General features: G+C 72.6%; 17 protein-coding genes. 4 read left to right on the top strand and 13 right to left on the bottom strand.

All coding sequences use genetic code 11. From position 1 onward, the window contains the following. Positions 1 to 26: 26 nt before the first annotated feature. The gene (locus AC0QU1_RS07085; RefSeq protein ID WP_483575456.1) at positions 27 to 1,100 is read right to left on the bottom strand and encodes an LCP family protein; all 1,074 of its coding nucleotides are present in this window, start codon (positions 1,098 to 1,100) and stop codon (positions 27 to 29) included. 118 nt (positions 1,101 to 1,218) lie between these two features. Here AC0QU1_RS07085 and rfbA point away from each other — a divergent pair, with 118 nt between their 5' ends. Then, positions 1,219 to 2,082, top strand: coding sequence for a glucose-1-phosphate thymidylyltransferase RfbA (gene rfbA, locus AC0QU1_RS07080; RefSeq protein ID WP_483575454.1), 864 nt, complete (start codon positions 1,219 to 1,221; stop codon positions 2,080 to 2,082). Between the two features lie 105 nt (positions 2,083 to 2,187). Here rfbA and rfbD read toward each other — a convergent pair whose 3' ends face one another. Further along, positions 2,188 to 3,060 (bottom strand): dTDP-4-dehydrorhamnose reductase, encoded by an 873-nt coding sequence (gene rfbD, locus AC0QU1_RS07075; protein WP_483575452.1) that lies wholly within the window; start codon positions 3,058 to 3,060, stop codon positions 2,188 to 2,190. 87 nt (positions 3,061 to 3,147) lie between these two features. Between rfbD and rfbC the strand changes: the two genes are divergently transcribed. After that, a complete protein-coding gene (gene rfbC, locus AC0QU1_RS07070) occupies positions 3,148 to 3,762 on the top strand; it encodes a dTDP-4-dehydrorhamnose 3,5-epimerase (protein WP_483575451.1) in 615 nt (204 codons plus the stop codon). Between the two features lie 163 nt (positions 3,763 to 3,925). On the opposite strand, the gene rfbB is transcribed toward rfbC, so the two are convergent. Together rfbB and AC0QU1_RS07060 are read right to left on the bottom strand one after the other, a co-directional pair. Further along, positions 3,926 to 4,921, bottom strand: coding sequence for a dTDP-glucose 4,6-dehydratase (gene rfbB / locus AC0QU1_RS07065; RefSeq protein ID WP_483575449.1), 996 nt, complete (start codon positions 4,919 to 4,921; stop codon positions 3,926 to 3,928). Positions 4,922 to 4,944: 23 nt separating this feature from the next. Then, positions 4,945 to 6,111 carry a nucleotide sugar dehydrogenase gene (locus tag AC0QU1_RS07060; RefSeq protein WP_483575448.1) on the bottom strand — a complete coding sequence of 389 codons (1,167 nt, stop codon included), beginning with the start codon at positions 6,109 to 6,111 and terminating at the stop codon, positions 4,945 to 4,947. Between the two features lie 152 nt (positions 6,112 to 6,263). Here AC0QU1_RS07060 and AC0QU1_RS07055 point away from each other — a divergent pair, with 152 nt between their 5' ends. Further along, complete coding sequence (locus tag AC0QU1_RS07055; RefSeq protein ID WP_483575447.1) at positions 6,264 to 7,058, top strand: siderophore-interacting protein; 795 nt, start codon at positions 6,264 to 6,266, stop codon at positions 7,056 to 7,058. 202 nt (positions 7,059 to 7,260) lie between these two features. Further along, positions 7,261 to 9,993 (top strand): glycosyltransferase, encoded by a 2,733-nt coding sequence (locus AC0QU1_RS07050; protein WP_483575446.1) that lies wholly within the window; start codon positions 7,261 to 7,263, stop codon positions 9,991 to 9,993. 23 nt (positions 9,994 to 10,016) lie between these two features. Here the strand turns inward: AC0QU1_RS07050 and deoC are convergent, their stop codons facing one another. The 9 genes from deoC to AC0QU1_RS07005 form a co-directional block, all read right to left on the bottom strand. Continuing rightward, positions 10,017 to 10,769 (bottom strand): deoxyribose-phosphate aldolase, encoded by a 753-nt coding sequence (gene deoC, locus AC0QU1_RS07045; protein ID WP_483575444.1) that lies wholly within the window; start codon positions 10,767 to 10,769, stop codon positions 10,017 to 10,019. Further along, the gene (locus tag AC0QU1_RS07040) at positions 10,766 to 11,917 is read right to left on the bottom strand and encodes an adenosine deaminase (RefSeq protein ID WP_483575443.1); all 1,152 of its coding nucleotides are present in this window, start codon (positions 11,915 to 11,917) and stop codon (positions 10,766 to 10,768) included. Before AC0QU1_RS07040 ends, deoC begins: the two co-directional genes overlap by 4 nt. Before the next feature lie 36 nt (positions 11,918 to 11,953). Beyond that, positions 11,954 to 12,169, bottom strand: coding sequence for a hypothetical protein (locus AC0QU1_RS07035; RefSeq protein ID WP_483575441.1), 216 nt, complete (start codon positions 12,167 to 12,169; stop codon positions 11,954 to 11,956). A gap of 29 nt (positions 12,170 to 12,198) precedes the next feature. Further along, a complete protein-coding gene (locus AC0QU1_RS07030) occupies positions 12,199 to 13,116 on the bottom strand; it encodes a hypothetical protein (RefSeq protein WP_483575440.1) in 918 nt (305 codons plus the stop codon). Positions 13,117 to 13,265: 149 nt separating this feature from the next. Beyond that, complete coding sequence (locus AC0QU1_RS07025; protein ID WP_483575438.1) at positions 13,266 to 14,579, bottom strand: thymidine phosphorylase; 1,314 nt, start codon at positions 14,577 to 14,579, stop codon at positions 13,266 to 13,268. Continuing rightward, on the bottom strand, positions 14,576 to 15,076 hold the full coding sequence (locus AC0QU1_RS07020) for a cytidine deaminase (RefSeq protein WP_483575436.1): 501 nt from the start codon (positions 15,074 to 15,076) through the stop codon (positions 14,576 to 14,578). The genes AC0QU1_RS07025 and AC0QU1_RS07020 overlap by 4 nt, the downstream gene beginning before the upstream one ends. A gap of 2 nt (positions 15,077 to 15,078) precedes the next feature. Next, entirely contained in the window at positions 15,079 to 16,377 is a 1,299-nt protein-coding gene (locus tag AC0QU1_RS07015; protein ID WP_483575434.1) for an ABC transporter permease, read from the bottom strand. After that, positions 16,374 to 17,720: an ABC transporter permease gene (locus AC0QU1_RS07010; RefSeq protein ID WP_483575432.1), complete on the bottom strand. Its 1,347-nt coding sequence runs from the start codon at positions 17,718 to 17,720 to the stop codon at positions 16,374 to 16,376. The genes AC0QU1_RS07015 and AC0QU1_RS07010 overlap by 4 nt, the downstream gene beginning before the upstream one ends. Next, entirely contained in the window at positions 17,717 to 19,240 is a 1,524-nt protein-coding gene (locus AC0QU1_RS07005) for an ABC transporter ATP-binding protein (RefSeq protein ID WP_483575431.1), read from the bottom strand. Before AC0QU1_RS07005 ends, AC0QU1_RS07010 begins: the two co-directional genes overlap by 4 nt. Positions 19,241 to 19,300: the final 60 nt, after the last annotated feature.

The following is a 19,300-nucleotide window of genomic DNA, read 5'->3' as shown; positions in this document are numbered from 1 at the left end:
GCCATTGTCCTGTCCGGACGACCTCGCTACTGCACCACCTCGGGCAGCCGGTCCATGCTGTCCGGGTGTGCGGCCAGGTAGGCCGGCAGCTCGTCCTCCGCCACGGCCCGCATGAGCGGGTCGAGCTCGGCGTGGTCGAGCCGCACGATCGACTGCCCGTCGGCGCTGCGCCCCGTACCCGCGTACGGCACGGTCAGGTACGCGATGTCGCTCGTCGAGATGTCCTTGGCGCTGACGGCCAGCTCCAGCATCTTGTCGATGGTGAGTCCCTCGTCCACCGCCACGGACTTGACCCCCGCTTCGAGGAACCGGGACATCGTGAGCAGGTCACCCCGGTTCTCCGACGCCTTGGCGGCGATCGCCCGCATCCAGGCCTGCTGCCGCTGCACGCGGCCGAAGTCGCCGTTCGCGAGGGCGTACCGCTCGCGCGTGAACTCGAGCGCCTCCTCGCCGGTCATCGTGCGCTGCACGGAACCACCCGCGCCGTCGGGCACCGCGATCTCGACGCCGCCGAGGGTGTCGGTGAGCGTCGTGAAGGACTCGAAGTCGGTCACGGCGAAGTGGTCGATGCGGACGCCCGTCAGGTCCTCGACGGTCCGGATCATCAGGCCGGGGCCGCCGTAGGAGAACGCGGCGTTGATCTTGGCCTCGCCGTAGTCCGGGATGGGCACCCAGGAGTCGCGCGGGATCGAGATGGCAGCGGCCGACTTCCGGTCGCCGGACAGGTGGAGCAGCAGGATCGCGTCGGTGCGCTGGGCGCCGAACTCCCACGCGGACGGGTCGCCCGCCGAGATCCGGCTGTCGGAGCCGAGGGCCAGGATGTTCACGGGCGCGTTGGCGCCCTCCTCGGGCGCCGGGGCGGGGCGCGTCTCCGGGTCGAGGTCGGCGAACGGGTCCTCGATGCGCTCGATGCTCTCGTCCAGCGACGTCCGGTAGGCGAGGTACGCGGTGACCCCGCTGGTGGTGACCAGCACGAGGGCGCCGGCGATGACCGCCGCCACGAACCCCTTGGAGCGGCGGGGGCGCGCCGGGGGAGACGGCTCGCGGTCGGCCGGGTTCGGCGCCGTGAGGAGGTCCCTGATCCCGTCAGATCCATGCATACCCATGTGACTACAGTTCGGACGGTCCGCGCCGCATCACCCTCGGCAGGAGATCACCCCTCATTCACCCGCGGCCCGGCCAGCACCCGAGGTGCGCGGACGTGAGACGATCCGGCCCATGCGCGGAATCATTCTCGCCGGCGGTTCGGGCACCCGCCTGCACCCGATCACGCAGGGCATCAGCAAGCAGCTCGTCCCCGTCTACGACAAGCCGATGATCTACTACCCGCTGTCGACCCTGATCCTGGCCGGGATCAGCGACGTGCTGGTCATCACCACCCCGCACGACGCCGACCAGTTCCAGCGGCTGCTGGGCGACGGCGCGCAGTTCGGCATCTCGATCAGCTACACGACGCAGCCCTCCCCCGACGGCCTCGCGCAGGCCTTCGTGCTCGGCGAGGAATTCGTCGGTGGCGACTCCGTGGCGCTCGTGCTGGGCGACAACATCTTCTACGGCCCCGGCCTCGGCGCCCAGCTCACCCGGTTCGCCGGCATCGACGGCGGCGCGGTCTTCGCCTACCGCGTCGCCGACCCCACGGCGTACGGGGTGGTCGAGTTCGACGAGCACGGCAAGGCGCTCTCCTTGGAGGAGAAGCCGGCGCGGCCCAGGTCGCGGTACGCCGTGCCCGGGCTGTACTTCTACGACAACGACGTCGTCGACATCGCCAAGGGTCTCGAGCCCTCGGCGCGCGGCGAGTACGAGATCACCGACGTCAACGCCGAGTACCTGCGCCAGGGCAGGCTCCAGGTCGAGGTGCTGCCGCGCGGCACCGCCTGGCTCGACACCGGCACCTTCGACTCGCTGCTCGAGGCGTCCGACTACGTGCGCACCATCGAACGCCGCCAGGGCCTGAAGATCGGCGCCCCGGAGGAGGTCGCCTGGCGCCGCGGCTTCCTGTCCGACGACGACCTGCGCACCCGCGCGGAGAAGCTCACCAAGTCGGGCTACGGCGACTACCTGCTGCGCCTGCTGGAGGAATAGGCAGCGCGAAGCCCGGCTCACCAACCGTCCGGATGGCTACCGGGCTCACTTCTCGGGGCTCCTGTCCCTCGCTGCATGAACGTTACGCCAATCGTGAGCACGTTTCTAGAAGGCACCGAGAACCGTCGCCGCCGCCGTCTTCCAGCGGTCGGCCCAGTCGCCGATCGGCTCGACGCCGACGGCGCGGAGCCGGTCGTGGCCCAGCACGGAGTACGCCGGCCGCGGCGCCGGGAGCCGGTAGGCGGCGCTCGTGGTCGGGTCCACCGGCGTCGTCCGGCCTGCGGCCGCCACCACCTCGCGCGCGAACCCGTGCCAGGTCACCTGGCCCGACGCCGTCCCGTGGTACAGCCCGCCCGGCGCCCCTGCGCCCACGAGCCGGACGATCAGGTCCGCGAGGTCGGCGGTCCAGGTGGGCTGCCCGGTCTGGTCGGCCACGACGCTCAACCGGTCCCGCTCCCCCGCCACCCGCGCGATGGTGCGCGGGAAGCACTTCCCGCCCGCCCCGTAGAGCCACGCGGTGCGCACCACCAGGGCGTCGGGCGCGAGCGCCCGGACCGCCCACTCGCCGGCGGCCTTGGTGCGCCCGTAGGCGGAGCGGGGCGCGACCAGCGCGTCCTCGGCGTACGGCCGGGTGGCGGCGCCGTCGAACACGTAGTCGGTGGACACGTGCACCAGGCGGGCGCCCGACGACGCGGCGGCGCGCGCCAGGTGCGCGGCGCCCGTCGCGTTCACGGCGAAGGCCTCGGCCTCGTGCGTCTCGGCGTCGTCGACGGCGGTCCAGCCCGCGCAGTTGACGACGACGTCGTGGCCGGTCACCGCGCGGTGCACCGCGTCGGCGTCGGTGAGGTCGACGGCGGACCGGTCCAGCCCGGTCACCTCGTACCCCGCGGCCTCCGCGGCCGCCGTCATGTCCTGGCCGAGCATGCCGGCGGCGCCGAACACCACCCACCGCTGCGTCGTGCTGTGTGTGCTGGTCACCCTAGGATCCTAGCCAGGGCCGCCGTGCCACACGCCGTGCCACCGACGAACCACGCAGCGCCACCCACGAACCACACCAGGAGCCCCATGGAATACCGCGAGCTGGCCGTGCCCGGCGCGTTCGAGATCACCCCGAAGCAGTTCGGCGACCCCCGCGGCGTCTTCCTGGAGGCGTTCAAGGCCGAGGCGTTCACGGACGCCGTCGGGCACCCGTTCGACCTGGCGCAGGCCAACTGCTCGGTGTCGGCGGCGGGCGTGCTGCGCGGCGTCCACTTCGCCGACGTGCCGCCCAGCCAGGCCAAGTACGTCATGTGCGTGCGGGGCGCCGTGCTGGACGTCGTCGTGGACATCCGCGTCGGTTCGCCCACCTTCGGCACGTGGGACGCCGTCCTGCTGGACGACGTCGACCGAAAGGCGATCTACCTCTCGGAGGGACTGGGGCACGCCTTCATGTCGCTGGAGGACGGCTCGACAGTCCTCTACCTCTGCTCCGCCGGCTATGCCCCAGGCCGCGAACACGGCATACACCCGCTGGACCCGGCCCTCGCCATCGACTGGCCGACCACAGCCCGCGACGGCAGCCCGCTCAAACCCCTCCTGTCGGAGAAGGACGAGTCGGCCCCAACCCTGTCCGAGGCCCGCGACCAGGGCCTGCTCCCCACCCTGGCCGACGTCACCAGCTACCTGGCGACCAGGCGCTGACTGAGGCGAAGTACGCGGCCTCGGGACAGACGCCGAACTGCGAGGTCGGGGGCGAGGGTGGTGGGTGCGCCGCCGTAAAACCGTAGCGGAGGGCCCCCTGGGGCCCGTGAGCGAGGCGGCGCACCCACCACCCTCGCCCCCGACCGGACCCAGCCACAACGGCCTACTGTCCCGAGGCCGCGTACTTCGCCTCGGTAGAAGCCTTCGCCCCCCTCCACCAGGACTCGTGCTCCCGGTACCACCGCACGGTAGCCTCCAGCCCCTCCCGGAAGTCCGTGTACCGCGGCGACCAGCCCAGCTCGTCCCGCAGCCGGCTAGCGTCGATCGCGTACCGCAGGTCGTGCCCCGGCCGGTCGGTCACGTGGTCGAAGTCGTCGGGATCGCGCCCGAAGATGTCCAGCAGCGTACGCACGACCTCGAGGTTGCTCGTCTCGCCGTCGGCCCCGATCAGGTACGTCTCGCCGACGTTGCCCTTCTCGATGATCGTCCACACGGCCGCGTTGTGGTCGGCGACGTGGATCCAGTCGCGCACGTTCGCGCCCGCGCCATACAGGCGCGGGCGGACGCCGTCGATCAGGTTGGTGATCTGCCGGGGGATGAACTTCTCGATGTGCTGGAACGGCCCGTAGTTGTTGGAGCAGTTCGAGATCGTCGCCCGCACGCCGAAGGACCGCACCCAGGCCCGGACCATCAGGTCGGAGCCCGCCTTCGTGGAGGAGTACGGCGACGACGGGTTGTACGGGGTCTGGGGCGTGAACCGTTCCGGGGAGTCGAGCGGGAGATCGCCGTAGACCTCGTCCGTCGAGATGTGGTGGAACCGTACCTCGTGCCTGCGCACCGCCTCCAGCAGCGTGAAAGTGCCCACCAGGTTGGTCTGTACGAACGGCGTCGGGTCGTTGAGCGAGTTGTCGTTGTGCGACTCCGCCGCGAAGTGCACCACCAGGTCGGACTCCCGCACGAGCCGGTCGACGAGCGGCGCGTCGGTGATCGAGCCCTCGACGAGCTCGATCTGGTCCGCCACCTCGTCGAGCGAGGTGCGGTCGCCCGCGTACGTCAGGGCGTCGAGCACGGTGACCCGCGCGTCCGGGCGCTCGCGCACCGTCTGGAGCACGAAGTTCGCGCCGATGAAGCCGGCACCGCCGGTGACAAGGACCTTCATGGGTTCCTCTCCGTCGCGGCCGGTCAGTCGCGGCCGTAGATGTCGCGCGTGTAGACCTTGTCGGCGACGTCGTCGAGCGCCTCGGTGCGGCGGTTCGCGATGATGACGTCGGCGCGGGACTTGAGCTCGTCGAGGTCCCGGACCACCTCGGAGCGGAAGAACTCGTCGTCCTCCAGGGTGGGCTCGTACACGATGACCTCGACACCCTTCGCCTTGATGCGCTTCATGATGCCCTGGATGCTGGAGGCCCGGAAGTTGTCCGAGCCGGCCTTCATCACCAGCCGGTACACACCGACGGTCTTGGGGTTGCGGCGCAGGATGTCGGCGGCCACGAAGTCCTTGCGGGTGGTGTTGGCCTCGACGACGGCGTTGATGAGGTTCTGCGGCACGTCGGCGTAGTTGGCCAGGAGCTGCTTGGTGTCCTTGGGCAGGCAGTACCCGCCGTACCCGAACGACGGGTTGTTGTAGTGCGACCCGATGCGCGGGTCCAGGCCGACGCCCTCGATGATCTGCGCCGTGTCCAGCCCGTGCGTCGCGGCGTAGGTGTCGAGCTCGTTGAAGTACGCGACCCGCAGGGCGAGGTAGGTGTTGGCGAAGAGCTTGATCGCCTCGGCCTCCGTCGGATCGGTCAGCAGCACGGGCGCATCCTTCGTGAGTGCGCCCTCCAGGAGCAGGTCGGCGAACTGCTTGCCCCGCTCGGAGCGGTCGCCCACGACGATCCGCGACGGGTGCAGGTTGTCGTACAGCGCCCGGCCCTCACGCAGGAACTCCGGCGAGAAGATGACCGCGGCGCCCGCGTGCTCCGCGCGGATCCGCTCGGTGAACCCGACGGGGATGGTCGACTTGATGACGATCGTCGCGTCGGGCACCCGGGCCAGCACGTCGCCGACCACGGTCTCCACCGAGGAGGTGTCGAAGAAGTTGGTGACCTCGTCGTAGTTCGTCGGGGTCGCGATGACCACCATGCCCGCACCCGCGTAGGCCGCGTCCTTGTCGAGCGTGGCGGTCAGGTTCAGGTCCTTGTGGGCGAGGTACTCCTCGAGCTCGGCATCGACGATCGGCGAGATCCGGTCGTTCACCTGCGCCACCTTGGCCGGGTCCACGTCCAGCGCCCACACCTCGTGGTTCTGGGCGAGCAGGACCGCGTTGGACAGGCCGACGTATCCGGTGCCGACGACAGCGATCTTCACGACGGGACTCCCTCGGGGAAGAGTTCGATGATGCGCCCATGGTAGGCGCGCCAGGGGTGCCGGTGGCGCGTGCCTGTGGATGAACCCACCGCCAGCCAGTGACGCACGCCACACCGGCGACCGCACGACGCCATGGTTAGGCTTACCTCACCATGTCGCAGACCACGAACGCACCGACAGGCAAGGCCCGCAGGCGCACCACGGCGACCGTGACCGCAGTCCGGCACCTGACGCCGCACATGATCCGGGTGACGATCGGCGGGCGGGCGCTGGCCGACGTCGATCCGACACCGTTCACCGACCGCTACCTCAAGCTCGTCATGGCCGAGCCGGCCGAGCCCGACGGCCGCCCGGTGCTGCGCACCTACACGATCCGCGCCGTGACCGAGTCCGGCTGGGACATCGACATCGTCACGCACGGCGACGTCGGCTACGGCGGCCCCTGGGCGCAGCGGGTCAGGCCGGGCGACGAGGTCGACTTCGTCGGCCCGGGCGGCGACTACGCGCCGTCCGGCGACGCCCCGTGGCACCTCCTGGCCGGCGACGAGTCCGCCCTGCCCGCCATCGCCGCCGCCTGCGAGGCGCTGCCCGACGGCGCCGTGGCGCACGTCTTTGTCGAGGTGTCCGACGCGTCGGAGGAGCAGGAGATCGCGAGCGCCGCGAACCTCCACCTCACGTGGGTGCACCGGTCCGCGGGCGCGAGCCTGGCCGACGTCGTGCCGGCCGCCGAGCTGCCGGACGGCGTGCCGCACACGTTCCTGCACGGCGAGGCCGGCTGCGTGCGTGACCTGCGCCGCTGGGCGCGCGGGACGCTCGGTGTCCCGCGCGAGCTGCTCTCGGCGTCGGGCTACTGGCGGCGCGGCCGCGACGACGAGCACTGGCGCGCGGAGAAGGCCGAGTGGAAGGCAGCGGTGGAGCAGGACGACCTGGTGCTCAGCGCGCGCTGAGCGGACGGCGGGCCGGGTCCGCCGGCAGTGAAAAGGCCTGGTCAGCAGGTTGTTGCGCAGACATGTCCAGGAGCCTACCGAGACGTCGTCGGGCCGTAACCCAGCAGCACTACGCTCTGGCCACCGTCGGCTGCTCGCGCACGCAGGAACGCTCGCCGGGGCGACGGTACCCACCTGCCCGTCGACCCCACGAGGAGTCTTCATGTCCCCTGCAAGCCGCCGTCTCGCCGCGTCCGGTGAGACTGCGCACCAGGTCCCGGCCGCTGACGAGATGATCGCCGAGGCGCTGCTCACCGCCGCCGAGACCCTCCACAACCCGCATCCCGACCGGCCGGATCCTGCACCTGATCCCCGGCCGCTGCCGACCCCCGACCAGGAGACCTGGGCCGCCGCCAAGGAGGCCAACCGACAGCCGCTGGAGGTGTGGTCCGCCCCGGACCGCGCCGCCGACCGCCCCTTCCAGGAGCGCCCGGAGCCCCCGTCGGGCGACGCCGTGCTGACCGCCGCCCTGCGCCGTGGCCTGCCCCTCGACGAGGCCGTCACCACCTCCGTCCGCGGTACCCGCAGCCTGGACACCGCGCTGTGGCGGTCGCTGTGCCACTCGCTCATGGCGCATCCGGAGACGCGCCGCGCCGGGGTCGCCGGGACCGCGCTGATCGCGCAGCGCGTGGGCCTCCGCGAGCTCGCCTGGGACCTGCTCCGCCAGCTCGGGCCGGACGACGCCGCCCGGCTCGCCCCCGCGGAGTACCTCCGCGCCGGCATCGCCATGGCCAGCCCCGACGTCGCCCGGACGGCCCTCACCTGGGTGCGGCACGGTGTCGTGGCCGACGCCGCCGTGCTCCTGGACCTCGCGAAGCTCCTGTTCATCGCCGACGAGCCCGCCGCGGCGGCCGAGGCGCTCGACGCCGCCCGGCGCGGCACCGGCCTGACCGAACGGGTCCAGGAGTCCATCGACCACCTGGCGCCCTGGATCGACAAGGCGCTGCGCCCCGCCGCGCCGGCGAAGGTGCCGGCCGGGCACGTGTCGTTCGCCGTCATCGACTACAAGGCGCCGGACGAGAACGTCGCCTCCAGCAACATCGGCGACACCGTGCAGACCATCGCGAGCCTCGGCCACCTGCTGCGGCACGAGGGCCTGCGCCTGCACGGCGACGACGCCGTCACCGAGCCCGTGCGGTTCCTGGCCGGCCGGGTGCGGCCCGACCACATGGTGCCGGGGCCGGGCGCCGACGTGCACCTGACGGTCGTGCAGCGCGACATGTCCCGCCTGGACGCGGTGCCGGAGCACACCTGGATGCTCGCGTTCGGCTGGTACATGCACAGCCAGTTCGACCTGCGGTTCGACTTTCCCTTCCACGAGAACCTGCAGCCGCTGTTCGTGTCGTTCCACGTCAACAAGCACGCCATCCTGACCCCCACCGCCGTCGACTACCTCAAGGCCCACGGGCCGATCGGGTGCCGCGACTGGACCACCGTGCACCTGCTGCTCAACGCGGGAGTGCCCGCGTTCTTCAGCGGCTGCCTCACCACCACCATCGACACGGTCTTTCCCCCCGACTTCGAGCCGGCGCCCGCCGGAGCGCCGGCCGTGTACGTGGACACGCCCGTCCCGGAGCACGACACCCGCAGCGAGCTGGTCACCCACCTGCACCCCTCGGTGCGCCGCCACGAGCTGGGCCGCAACGTGCGCACCGCCGTCGACCTGCTGGATGCCTACCGGACCCGGTTCTCGCGCGTCGTCACGTCGCGCCTGCACGCCTTCCTGCCGTCCTGGGCCATCGGCGCCGACGTCGACTTCCGGCCCCGGAACACCGCCGACATCCGGTTCGCCGGCCTCCTCGACGCCGACGAGGCCGGCCGCCGCGCCATGCAGCAGCGGATCCGAGACCTCGTGGCGCCCGCGATGGCGCGGATCCTCGCCGGGGCCTCGCGGGACGAGGTCTACGCCACCTGGCGGGCCACCGTCGCCCACGAGGTGGAGCGGGCGCTGGCCGTCCACGACGCCCCTGTACCTGCGGCGCCGTCCACCACCTGCTCGGTCGCCGACGTGGTGGAGCGGGTACGCGCGACGCGGGTCCTGGTGGAGGCGGCCCTACCCCGCCCGGCCGGGTCGGGCGCGCCCCTCAACGTCGCCGTCGCCCTCGACGGGAACCTGCGCTCCCAGATGGAGGTGGTCGTCGCTGGAGTGGTGCGGCACACCGGCCGGCCGGTGCGGGTCGTCGCGCTCACGCGGGACCACACGCCCGCCGACCACGAGCGGCTGGCGCGGCTGTTCCCCGAGGTCACGTTCGAGTGGTACGCCTGCGACGGCATCGGCTACGGGACCGTGCTCGGCATGCTCAAGCACATCACGGTAGCCACGATGGACCGCCTGCTGCTGCCCGAGCTCTTGCCGCACCTCGACCGCGTGCTCTACCACGACCTGGACGCGCTGTCCGTGGTGGACCTCGCCGAGCTGTACGACACCGACCTCGGCGGCGCTCCCCTGGCGGCCCGCCCGTCGATCTCGTACAACTACCGGCACGGCGTCGGGAACGTCATCCGGTCCACCCGCCTGCTCGGGCACGCCCCCGACGCGGCGCGGGACCTGCTGCGCACGATGATGCAGCGGCACCGGCACGGGTACCAGGGCTTCAACGCGGGCATCCTGCTGCTCGACCTGGCCGTGATGCGCGCCGACGGGTTCACCGCCGAGTTCGTGCCCTACGCCGAGCGGTACGGGCTCAACGACCAGGACGTGCTCAACGCCTACGCCGGGTCGCGCTACCGCGTGCTCGACGCACGCTGGAACGCGTGGCCGACGCAGGAGATCGTCGCCGAGCCGGGCCTGATCCACTGGGCCGGCCCGGTCAAGCCGTGGCACGACGACCGGTACGTCCTGCTCAAGGAGCACTGGACGGCAGCGGAGGCCTGGCTCGCCCCCCGGCGCGGGTAGGCGTCAGCCGGCGCGCGTAGGCGTCAGTACGTGTCCGACGCCGGGGCGGGTGCCGCCGTCCCGGCGTCGAACCCGGCCAGCACCGACGCCGTGCCCGACAGGCCGAGGCGGGTGGCGCCCGCCTCGATCATCGCGAGCGCCGTGTCCAGGTCCCGGATCCCGCCGGAGGCCTTGACGCCGAGCTTGCCGCCGCCTGCGGCGCCGACGGTCTGCGCCATCAGCGACACGGCGTGCACGGAGGCGCCGCCCGCCGGGTGGAAGCCCGTCGACGTCTTCACGAAGTCGGCGCCCGCGGCCTCGGCCGCCTTGCACGCGCCGACGATCTGCTCGTCGGTGAGGGCCGCCGACTCGATGATCACCTTGAGCACCCGGTCGGCGGGCACGGCGGCGCGGACGGCCACGATGTCGGCCTGCACGGCGTCGAACCGGCCGGCGCGCGCCGTGCCGACGTCGATCACCATGTCGACCTCGTCGACGTCGTCGGCCACGGAGCGGGCCGCCTCGAAGGCCTTCACGTCGCTCATGTGCTTACCCGAGGGGAACCCGCACACGGTCGCGACGGCGAGCCGGCCGGCCGCCATCTCGACGGCGAGCGACACGAAGGACGGCGACACGCACACGGAGAACACCCCGAGCTCCGCGCCCTCCTCGACGAGGGCGGCGATGTCTGCCGCCGTCGCCTCGGGCTTGAGCAGCGTGTGGTCGACGAACGCGGCGAGCGCCGCCTTGTCGCGCGGCGGCTGAACGGGGCGGGCCGCCGGGGTCTGCGCGGTCATACGAGGGCACCTTCCACTTTCTGGAATCCGGGCAGGATGACCTGCTCCACGAGGTCGCGCCGCTCGTCGTGGTGCATGAACGCACCCCAGGCGGCGGTCACGGTCACGTCGGCGAGGTCGTCGAGCGTCCAGCCCGCCTCGTCGACGAGCAGCTTCATCTCGTGCGTCATCGACGTGCGGGACATCAGGCGGTTGTCGGTGTTGAGCGTGACCGCGAAGTCCAGCTCCTTGAGCCGGGTGATCGGGTGCTGCGCTATCGACTCGGCGGCCCCCGTCTGCAGGTTGGAGACGGGGCACAGTTCGAGGGGGATCTGGTGGTCGCGCACCCAGTGCGCGAGGCGGCCCAGGTCCGCTGCGCCGCCGCGCCCGTCGGCCGCGAGGTCTCCGCCGGCCGGGTCGCCGCCGGGCACGAAGGCGATGTCGTCGATGATGCGCGCGCCGTGGCCCAGGCGGTCCGCCTGCCCCAGGTGCACGGCCTGCGCGATGGAGTCGAGGCCCGCGGCCTCGCCCGCGTGGATCGTCGTGGGCATGTCGTACTCGGCGAGGTAGCGCCACACCGCGAGGTGGCGCGACGGCGGGTACCCCGCCTCAGGGCCCGCGAGGTCGAACCCGACCACTCCGCGGTCCCGGTGGGCGACGGCGAGCTCCGCCAGCTCGTACCAGCGGTCCGCCTGCCGCAGCGCGGTGACGAGCTGGCCGACCCGGATGAGGTGGCCGTCGGCGGCGGCCGCGGCGATCCCGTCGTCGATCCCCGCCTGCACCGCCTCGACGGCCTCGGCGAGCGACAACCCGCCGGCCTGGTGCTGCTCGGGCGCCCACCGCAGCTCGGCGTACACGACGCCGTCGGCGGCGAGGTCCAGCACGGCCTCCCGGGCGACCCGGGCCAGGTTGTCGGCCGTCTGCATGACGGCGACGGTGTGCTCGAAGGTCTCGAGGTACCGGACCAGCGAGCCCGAGTCGGCGGCGTCGTGGAACCAGGTGGCGAGCGACTCCGCGTCGTGCGCGGGCAGCTCGTGCCCCGCGGCGTCCGCGAGGTCGAGGACGGTCTGCGGCCGCAGGCCGCCGTCGAGGTGGTCGTGCAGCACGACCTTCGGCAGCGCGCGCAGCAGTGCCTCGCCGGGACGTGCCCCCGGGTCTTGCGTGGTCATGGTGACAACCTACCGTCCGGCACCGACACTCGGCGCTCAGGCGGTGCCGGCCTCCGGGACCTCGTCGTCCTCGTCCGCCGAGGCCTCGAGGGCCTGCTCGACGACGTCGGCCTCGTTCGCCTCGCCGCTGTTGTCCGGGCGCGGGGCGTCCGGCACGTACTCGTCGGGCTCGTGCGTGGTGTCGACCTCCGCGTCCTCCGGAGGGTCCAGGCCGGCATCACGCCAGGAGTCAGGACCGGGGAGAGTGCTCATCAGGGCCTCCTCGTCAGCGGGCCTCGGTGTCAGTAGACCTCCATCGTCGCCCGGCTGCCGCCCGCATGCCAGCGCCCTGCCCGCTCCGGCAGCAGCACCCAGGCCACGTGCGGCCAGCCGCCGAGCGCCGCCGTCAGCGCCTTGCGCACCCGCGCGGCCGTCCGGTCACCCGCAGGCTGGGGCGCCTCGGCCTCCCCCGAGGCGGTCGGCGGCGGGTCGAGCAGCGCGGCGACCGGGACCGTGTGCAGCCCGGCGCCCGACGGCTCGTACAGGACGGCGTTGCCCTCGGCACCCTCGCCGTCGGCCAGCGTGAGCAGCACCACGTGACGCGGTACCGCGGAGTCCCAGCCGCCCGTGAGGTCGCCGCCCGTGTACAGGGGCACGGGGACGCCCGCGCGGGCGGCGGCGACGGCGGCCTCCAGCACCGCGCGCGAGCCGGCCACGCGGTGCGTGTAGCGCACGCCGCCGTAGCTCGCGAACCGCGCGGCGCCCCAGGGCGGCGTGCCGTAGGCGCGCGGCCAGCGCGCCACGACCAGCCCACGGCGGTTGGTCGCCGCCTGGATGGCGTGCTGCAGCCGCGCGAACCGTCCGGCCGGGTCGTCGGTGGCGATCCGCAGGGCGGCCCGTGGATCGCCCGCCAGCCCGAGCATCGCCAGCACCGCGGAGCCGCACGTGGTCTCGTCCACCTGGACGGCCGCGGCGGTCGCGCCGTCGAGCGAGGGCAGGTTCAGCCGTCGCGGGAAGCCGACCGTCCCGGTGCCGCGCTCACGCGCCAGCGGGTCGAGCACCGACCGCCGGGCGCGGGGCGGCACCGACTCGAGGTGACGTTCGACGTCGTCGGGCACCGCCGGGCGCTCGAAGCGGCCCCGCGGTGGCGGCGGCGGTACCGGCCCGGCGAATGCCCGCATGGCGCCGAGCAGGGACGAAAGGCGCAATGTCGGCTGCACGCTGGTCAGGCTAAGCCGCCCTTGTCCGACTCGCCGGTCCGCCACGCTGGGGCGGCGCTCCCACACGGTCGGCAGTTTGCATCGAAATCGGCACAGGCCTGGACCGATCTCGATGCAAGCTGCCGACTTCGCGCTGCAAACTGCCGAGCTCAGGCTATGCGGTCCAGCACTACCGGTCGGCTGGGCGCCGGCCCGGCGTCGGAAGCCGGGCCTTCGGCCGGCTCGACGGCCCAGGCGCCGTCGAGGGCCTCGCGGGCGCGGGCGAAGCGCTCGGGGGTGTCGGTGTGCAGGGTGAGCACCGGCTGCCCCGCGGCGACCCGCTCCCCCGGTTTCACGTGGATCTCTATGCCTGCCGCCGCCTGGACCGCGTCCTCCTTGCGCGCCCTGCCCGCGCCCAGGCGCCGGACCGCCACGCCCACCGCGTACGCGTCGAGCGAGGTCAGCACGCCGGACTCCGGGGCAACCACGGTCTCGGACTCCTTGGCGACCGGCAGCGGAGCGTCGACGTCGCCGCCCTGCGCCGCGATCATGGCGCGCCACTTGTTCATGGCCCGGCCGTCGGCCAGGGCGGCGCGGACGTCGTCCGCCGAGCGCGGCCGGTCCGCCGCGGCGAGCATCTCCACGGCGAGCGCGACGGTGAGGTCCACGACGTCGGACGGCCCGCCGCCCGCGAGCACCTCCAGCGACTCGCGGACCTCCAGGGCGTTGCCCGCCGTGCGGCCGAGCGGCACCGACATGTCCGTGACCAGGGCGACGGTGCGCACGCCGGCGTCGGTGCCAAGGTCGACCATGGTGCGGGCGAGCTCGCGCGCGCTGTCCAGGGTCTTCATGAACGCGCCGGAGCCGACCTTCACGTCGAGCACCAGCGCGCCGGTGCCCTCGGCGATCTTCTTGGACATGATCGAGCTCGCGATGAGCGGGATCGCCTCGACCGTGCCGGTGACGTCGCGCAGCGCGTACAGCTTCTTGTCGGCCGGCGCCAGCCCCGCGCCCGCGGCGCAGACCACCGCGCCCACGGACTCGAGCTGGGACATCAGCTCGTCGTTCGTCAGCGAGGCCCGCCAGCCCGGGATAGCCTCCAGCTTGTCGAGCGTGCCGCCCGTGTGCCCCAGCCCGCGGCCGGAGAGCTGCGGCACGGCGACGTCGAACGACGCGACCAGCGGGGCCAGCGGCAGGGTGATCTTGTCGCCGACGCCGCCGGTGGAGTGCTTGTCCGCCGTCGGCCGCGAGAGGCCGGAGAAGGACATGCGCTCGCCCGACGCGATCATCGCGCTCGTCCACCGGGAGATCTCGGCGCGCGACATGCCGTTGAGCAGGATCGCCATGGCCATGGCCGACATCTGCTCGTCGGCCACTACGCCGCGGGTGTAGGCGTCGACGAGCCAGTCGATCTGCGCATCGGTCAGGGGCTCCTTGTCGCGCTTGGCGCGGATGACGTCGACGGCGTCGAAGGGTTCGGTCATCGTGCCTCCCGCACGTGCTCCAGGTCGCCCGCGCCGAAGGCCTGCGGCAGCACCTCGGACATGGGCGCGATGCCCCGCGGGGTGTCCACCAGCAGCTCCGGCCCGCCGTGCTCCCAGAGGAGCTGGCGGCACCGGCCGCAGGGCATGATCGTCTCGCCGAGCGCGTTCACGCAGGTGAACGCGGTCAGCCGCCCGCCGCCCGACATCACCAGCGCGCTGACCAGCGAGCACTCGGCGCACAGGGTGACCCCGTACGCGGCGTTCTCGACGTTCGCGCCGGTGAGCAGGCGGCCCTCCCCCGGCGACTCCACCCGGGGAGCCCTCGGGGACCCCGGGGCAGCGATGGCCGCAGCCCCCACGGGGTAGTTCGAGTACGGCGCGTACGCCTTGTCGAGCGCCTCCCGGGCCGCCGCCCGCAGGCCCGCCCAGTCCACCGACCCGGCCGGATCGGCAGGGTCCGCGCCGTCCACAGCATCCAGAGAGTCCACGGCCACCATCCTCAACCCTTGACGTACGGCTCGCCCGACGCGGCCGGCGGGCGCGACCGCCCGACCAGGCCCGCGACGGCGAGCAGGGTGACCACGTACGGCACCATGAGCATGAACTGGCTCGGCACCGGCGATCCCACCACGGACAGCACGTTCTGCAGGTTGGACGCGAACCCGAACAGCAGGCCGGCGAACGCCGACCGCACCGGGTCCCACTTGCCGAAGATCACGGCGGCGAGCGCGATGTAGCCCGCGCCGCCGGTCATGTTCTCGCCGAACTGGCTCAGGTAGACGGTGGTGTAGAACGCGCCGCCGAGCCCCGCCACCGCGCCCGCGACGAGCACGGCGTTGTACCGGGTGCGCACGACGTCGATGCCGACGGTGTCGGCTGCCTTCGGGTGCTCACCCACCGCGCGCAGCCGCAGGCCCCACCGGGTCCGGTTGAGCGCGTACCAGACGGCGGGCACGGCCAGGAACATCAGGTAGATGAGCAGCGGCTGGTCGAACAGCACGGGCCCGAGGACCGGGATATCCGACAGCACGGGGATCGGGATGGACGCGAACCGCGCGGTCGCGTTGAGCTGCTCCGCGCCGGGCACGAGCACCTGGGAGTACAGGAAGCTCGTCAGGCCCACGACCAGCACGTTGAGCACCACACCGACGATCACCTGGTTCACGTGGTACGTGATGGCGAACAGGCCGAGCACGAGCGACACGAGCGCGCCCGCCAGGACGGCGGCGGCCAGGCCGATCAGGGCGCTGTTGGTGACCGAGGAGACGATGGCGGCCGTGAACGCGGCGCCGAGGAGCTGCGCCTCGATGGCGATGTTGACCACGCCCGCGCGCTCGCCGATCACGCCGCCCAGTGCGCCGTACACGAACGGCACCGACCACAGCACGGCGCCGCCGAGCAGGCCGACGACCGACAGGTCGCGCGGGCTGCCCGCACCGGCCCAGGCCAGGAAGCCGGCCAGGCCCGCGAAGACGAACACCACGACGAGCCACAGCGGCGTCCTGGTCCCGCGCGCCGTGAGGACGACCGCGAGCGCCGTCACCACGAGCAGGACCGCCCCGCACGCCCACGCGAGGGGCGCCGCCGGCAGCACGATCACCGGGACCTGGAAGAAGTCGCCGCGCTGCGACAGCAGGAACCGCACGTCGCCCGAGTGCGGGACCGCGACGAGCAGCAGCGCGTACAGCACGGTCACGGTAAGCAGCACACCCGCCGTCTTCCACGACACGAGCGTGACGGTCCGCGTCGTCTCCGACAGCGGCACGTCGAGCTGGGTGGTCTTGTGGTCGGCGCTCACGCGGCCGCCTCCTTCCGGGTCGCCTTGGGCTTCCGCGCCGTCCGACGGCGGTTCGGGTCCGGCAGCCGGAAGATGGCCCGGACCAGCGGCGGCGCCGCGATGAACAGCACGATGAGCGACTGGACCACGAGCACGATGTCGCTCGGGACGCCCTCTGCGGCCTGCATGGTGCTGCCGCCCGCCTTGAACGCGCCGAACAGGATGCCCGCCGCGAGCACGCCCCACGGGCTGGACCCGCCGAGCAGGGCGACGGTGATGGCGTCGAACCCGATGCCCGCATCGATGTCGGAGCTGAAGCCGGTGGTCACGCCGCCCAGCACCTGCGAGGCGCCCGCGAGCCCGACGAGCCCGCCGGCCACGAGCATCGAGCTGATGGTGGCGCGGCCGGTGTCGATGCCCGCCACGCGCGCGGCGCGCGGGTTCTCGCCGACGGCCCGGAACGAGAAGCCCGCAGCGGACCGGTTGAGCAGCCACCACACGCCGACGACGGCGAGCAGCGCCAGCACGAAGCCCCAGGTCAGGTTGAACCGCTCGCCCAGGAGCGGCGGGAGCTGGGCCGACTCGGGCGTCGGCGGGGTCTTCGGGTTCGACGAGCCGGGCGCCTGGAGCAGACCCGGCGTCGCCAGGAGATAGGCGAGCAGGTAGAACGCCACGTAGTTGAGCATGATCGTGACGATCACCTCGTGGGCGCCGGTGCGGGCCTTGAGCAGGCCGGCGAGCCCGGCCCACAGCGCACCCGCCGCCATGCCCGCGACCAGCGCCAGCAGCAGGTGCAGCGGGAAGGGCACGCCGCTGACGCCGAAGCCGACCCAGCCGGCCGCCGCTGCCGCGACGAGCATCTGCCCCTGGCCGCCGATGTTGAACAGGCCGGCGCGGAACGCGAGCGCCACGCCGAGGCCCGCCGCGATGAGCGGGGTGGCGTAGGTGAAGGTCTCCGTGAGGGGCCGGATCGCGGTGACGAAGTCCGGCGCCTGGAGGTTGACCACCGAACCGCGGAACAGCGCGGAGTACGCGCCGCCGATCGCCTGGCTCAGCGCCACGAAGGTGTCGGCGGGCCGTGCGAAGAAGTACGCGGAGGCCGCCTTCACCTCCTCGTCGGTGAAGGCGATCATGATCGAGCCCGCCACGACGGCGAGCAGCACGGCGCCCACCGACACGGTCCACGGGCTGCTCATCGTCTGCTGCAGGGCCTTGGCCAGGCGGCTCTCGGTGTCGACGGCGTCGTCGCCCACCGGTGCGCCGGCCTGGCGCGCCAGCTCCTGCTCCAGCTCCTCCGCGGCGCCGGGCTCGAGGCCCGGCTCCTGCTCAGGGTTCGGTCCCTGGCTCGACTCCGGCGCGCTCACGCGACCTCTCCCTTCGCGTCCTCCGGGGAGATCCCCGCCATCATCAGGCCCAGCACGTCGCGCGGAGTGTCCGCAGGCACGATGCCGACCACCGTGCCGCGGTACATCACCATGATGCGGTCGGCCAGGGCCACGGCCTCGTCGAGCTCGGTGGAGACCACCACGACCGGCACGCCGGCGTCGCGCGTGGCGACGATGCGCTTGTGGATGAACTCGATGGAGCCCACGTCCACGCCGCGCGTCGGCTGCGCCGCGACGAACAGGCGCAGGTCGCGCGACAGCTCGCGCGCGAGCACGACCTTCTGCTGGTTACCGCCCGACAGGCGCCCCACCGGCGTGGTGATGCCCTGCGTGCGGACGTCGAACTCGGCGACCTTCTCCTCGGCGAACGCGTCGCGGAAGGCGAGCTGCAGCGCGCCGGCCTTGACGAACGGCGGCCCGTCGGAGCGGTCGAGCATGAGGTTCTCGGCGATCGTGAACTCGCCGACCAGGCCGTCGAGCGTCCGGTCCTCCGGCACGAAGCCGACCCCGTCGGAGAGGATCCGGCGCACCGAGCGGCCGACCAGCTCCTTGCCGTCGAGCGTGATGCTCCCGGACACGTCGTGCTCCAGGCCGAGGAGGGCCTCGGTCAGCTCGGTCTGCCCGTTGCCCTGCACGCCGGCGACGACGAGCACCTCGCCGCCCCGCACCTCGAAGCTGACGCCGTCCACCACCACGGCGCCGGACTCGCTGGTGACCACCAGGTCGGTGACCTTGAGCCCGTTGTCGCGCGGGGTGGGCGGCTCCTTGTGCACCGTCAGCTCCACGGAGCGGCCCACCATCAGCGAGGCGAGCTCGGCGTCCGACGCCGAGGGCAGCGCCTCGCCCACGACCTTGCCGTGGCGGATCACGGTGATCCGGTCCGCCACCTCGCGCACCTCGCGCAGCTTGTGCGTGATGAACACGATGGCGGAGCCCTCGTCGCGGAGCTGGCGCATGATCGCCATCAGCTCGTCGGTCTCCTGCGGGGTGAGCACCGCCGTCGGCTCGTCGAAGACCAGCACGTCGGCGTTCCGGGAGAGCGCCTTGATGATCTCGACCCGCTGCTGCACGCCCACCGGCAGGTCCTCGACCACGGCGTCGGGATCCACGTGGAACCCGAACCGCGCCGAGACCTCCCGCACCTGGGCGCGCGCCGCCTCCAGGTCGAGCCGGCCGCCGCCGCGGGTCTGCTCGTGGCCGAGCATGACGTTCTCCGCCACGGTGAAGACGGGCACGAGCATGAAGTGCTGGTGCACCATGCCGATGCCCGCCGCCATCGCGTCGCCGGGGCCGGAGAAGCTCTGGACCTCGTCGTCCAGCAGGATCTCGCCCTCGTCCGCGTCGTACAGGCCGTAGAGCACGTTCATCAGGGTGGACTTGCCCGCCCCGTTCTCGCCCAGCAGCGAGTGGATCTCGCCTGGCTGCACCACCAGGTCGATGTGGTCGTTCGCGACGAGCGCGCCGAAGCGCTTGGTGATGCCGCGCAGCTCGAGCCGCATGGATGTCCTTCCCGACGGGGGTCCTGCTCATAACAGGTCCCGGGGCGCACGGCGCGTGCC

This window comes from Promicromonospora noduliphila, from assembly GCF_056951025.1.
Note: the sequence above shows the minus strand (reverse complement) of the source record. Positions and strands in the feature narration are given on the sequence as shown.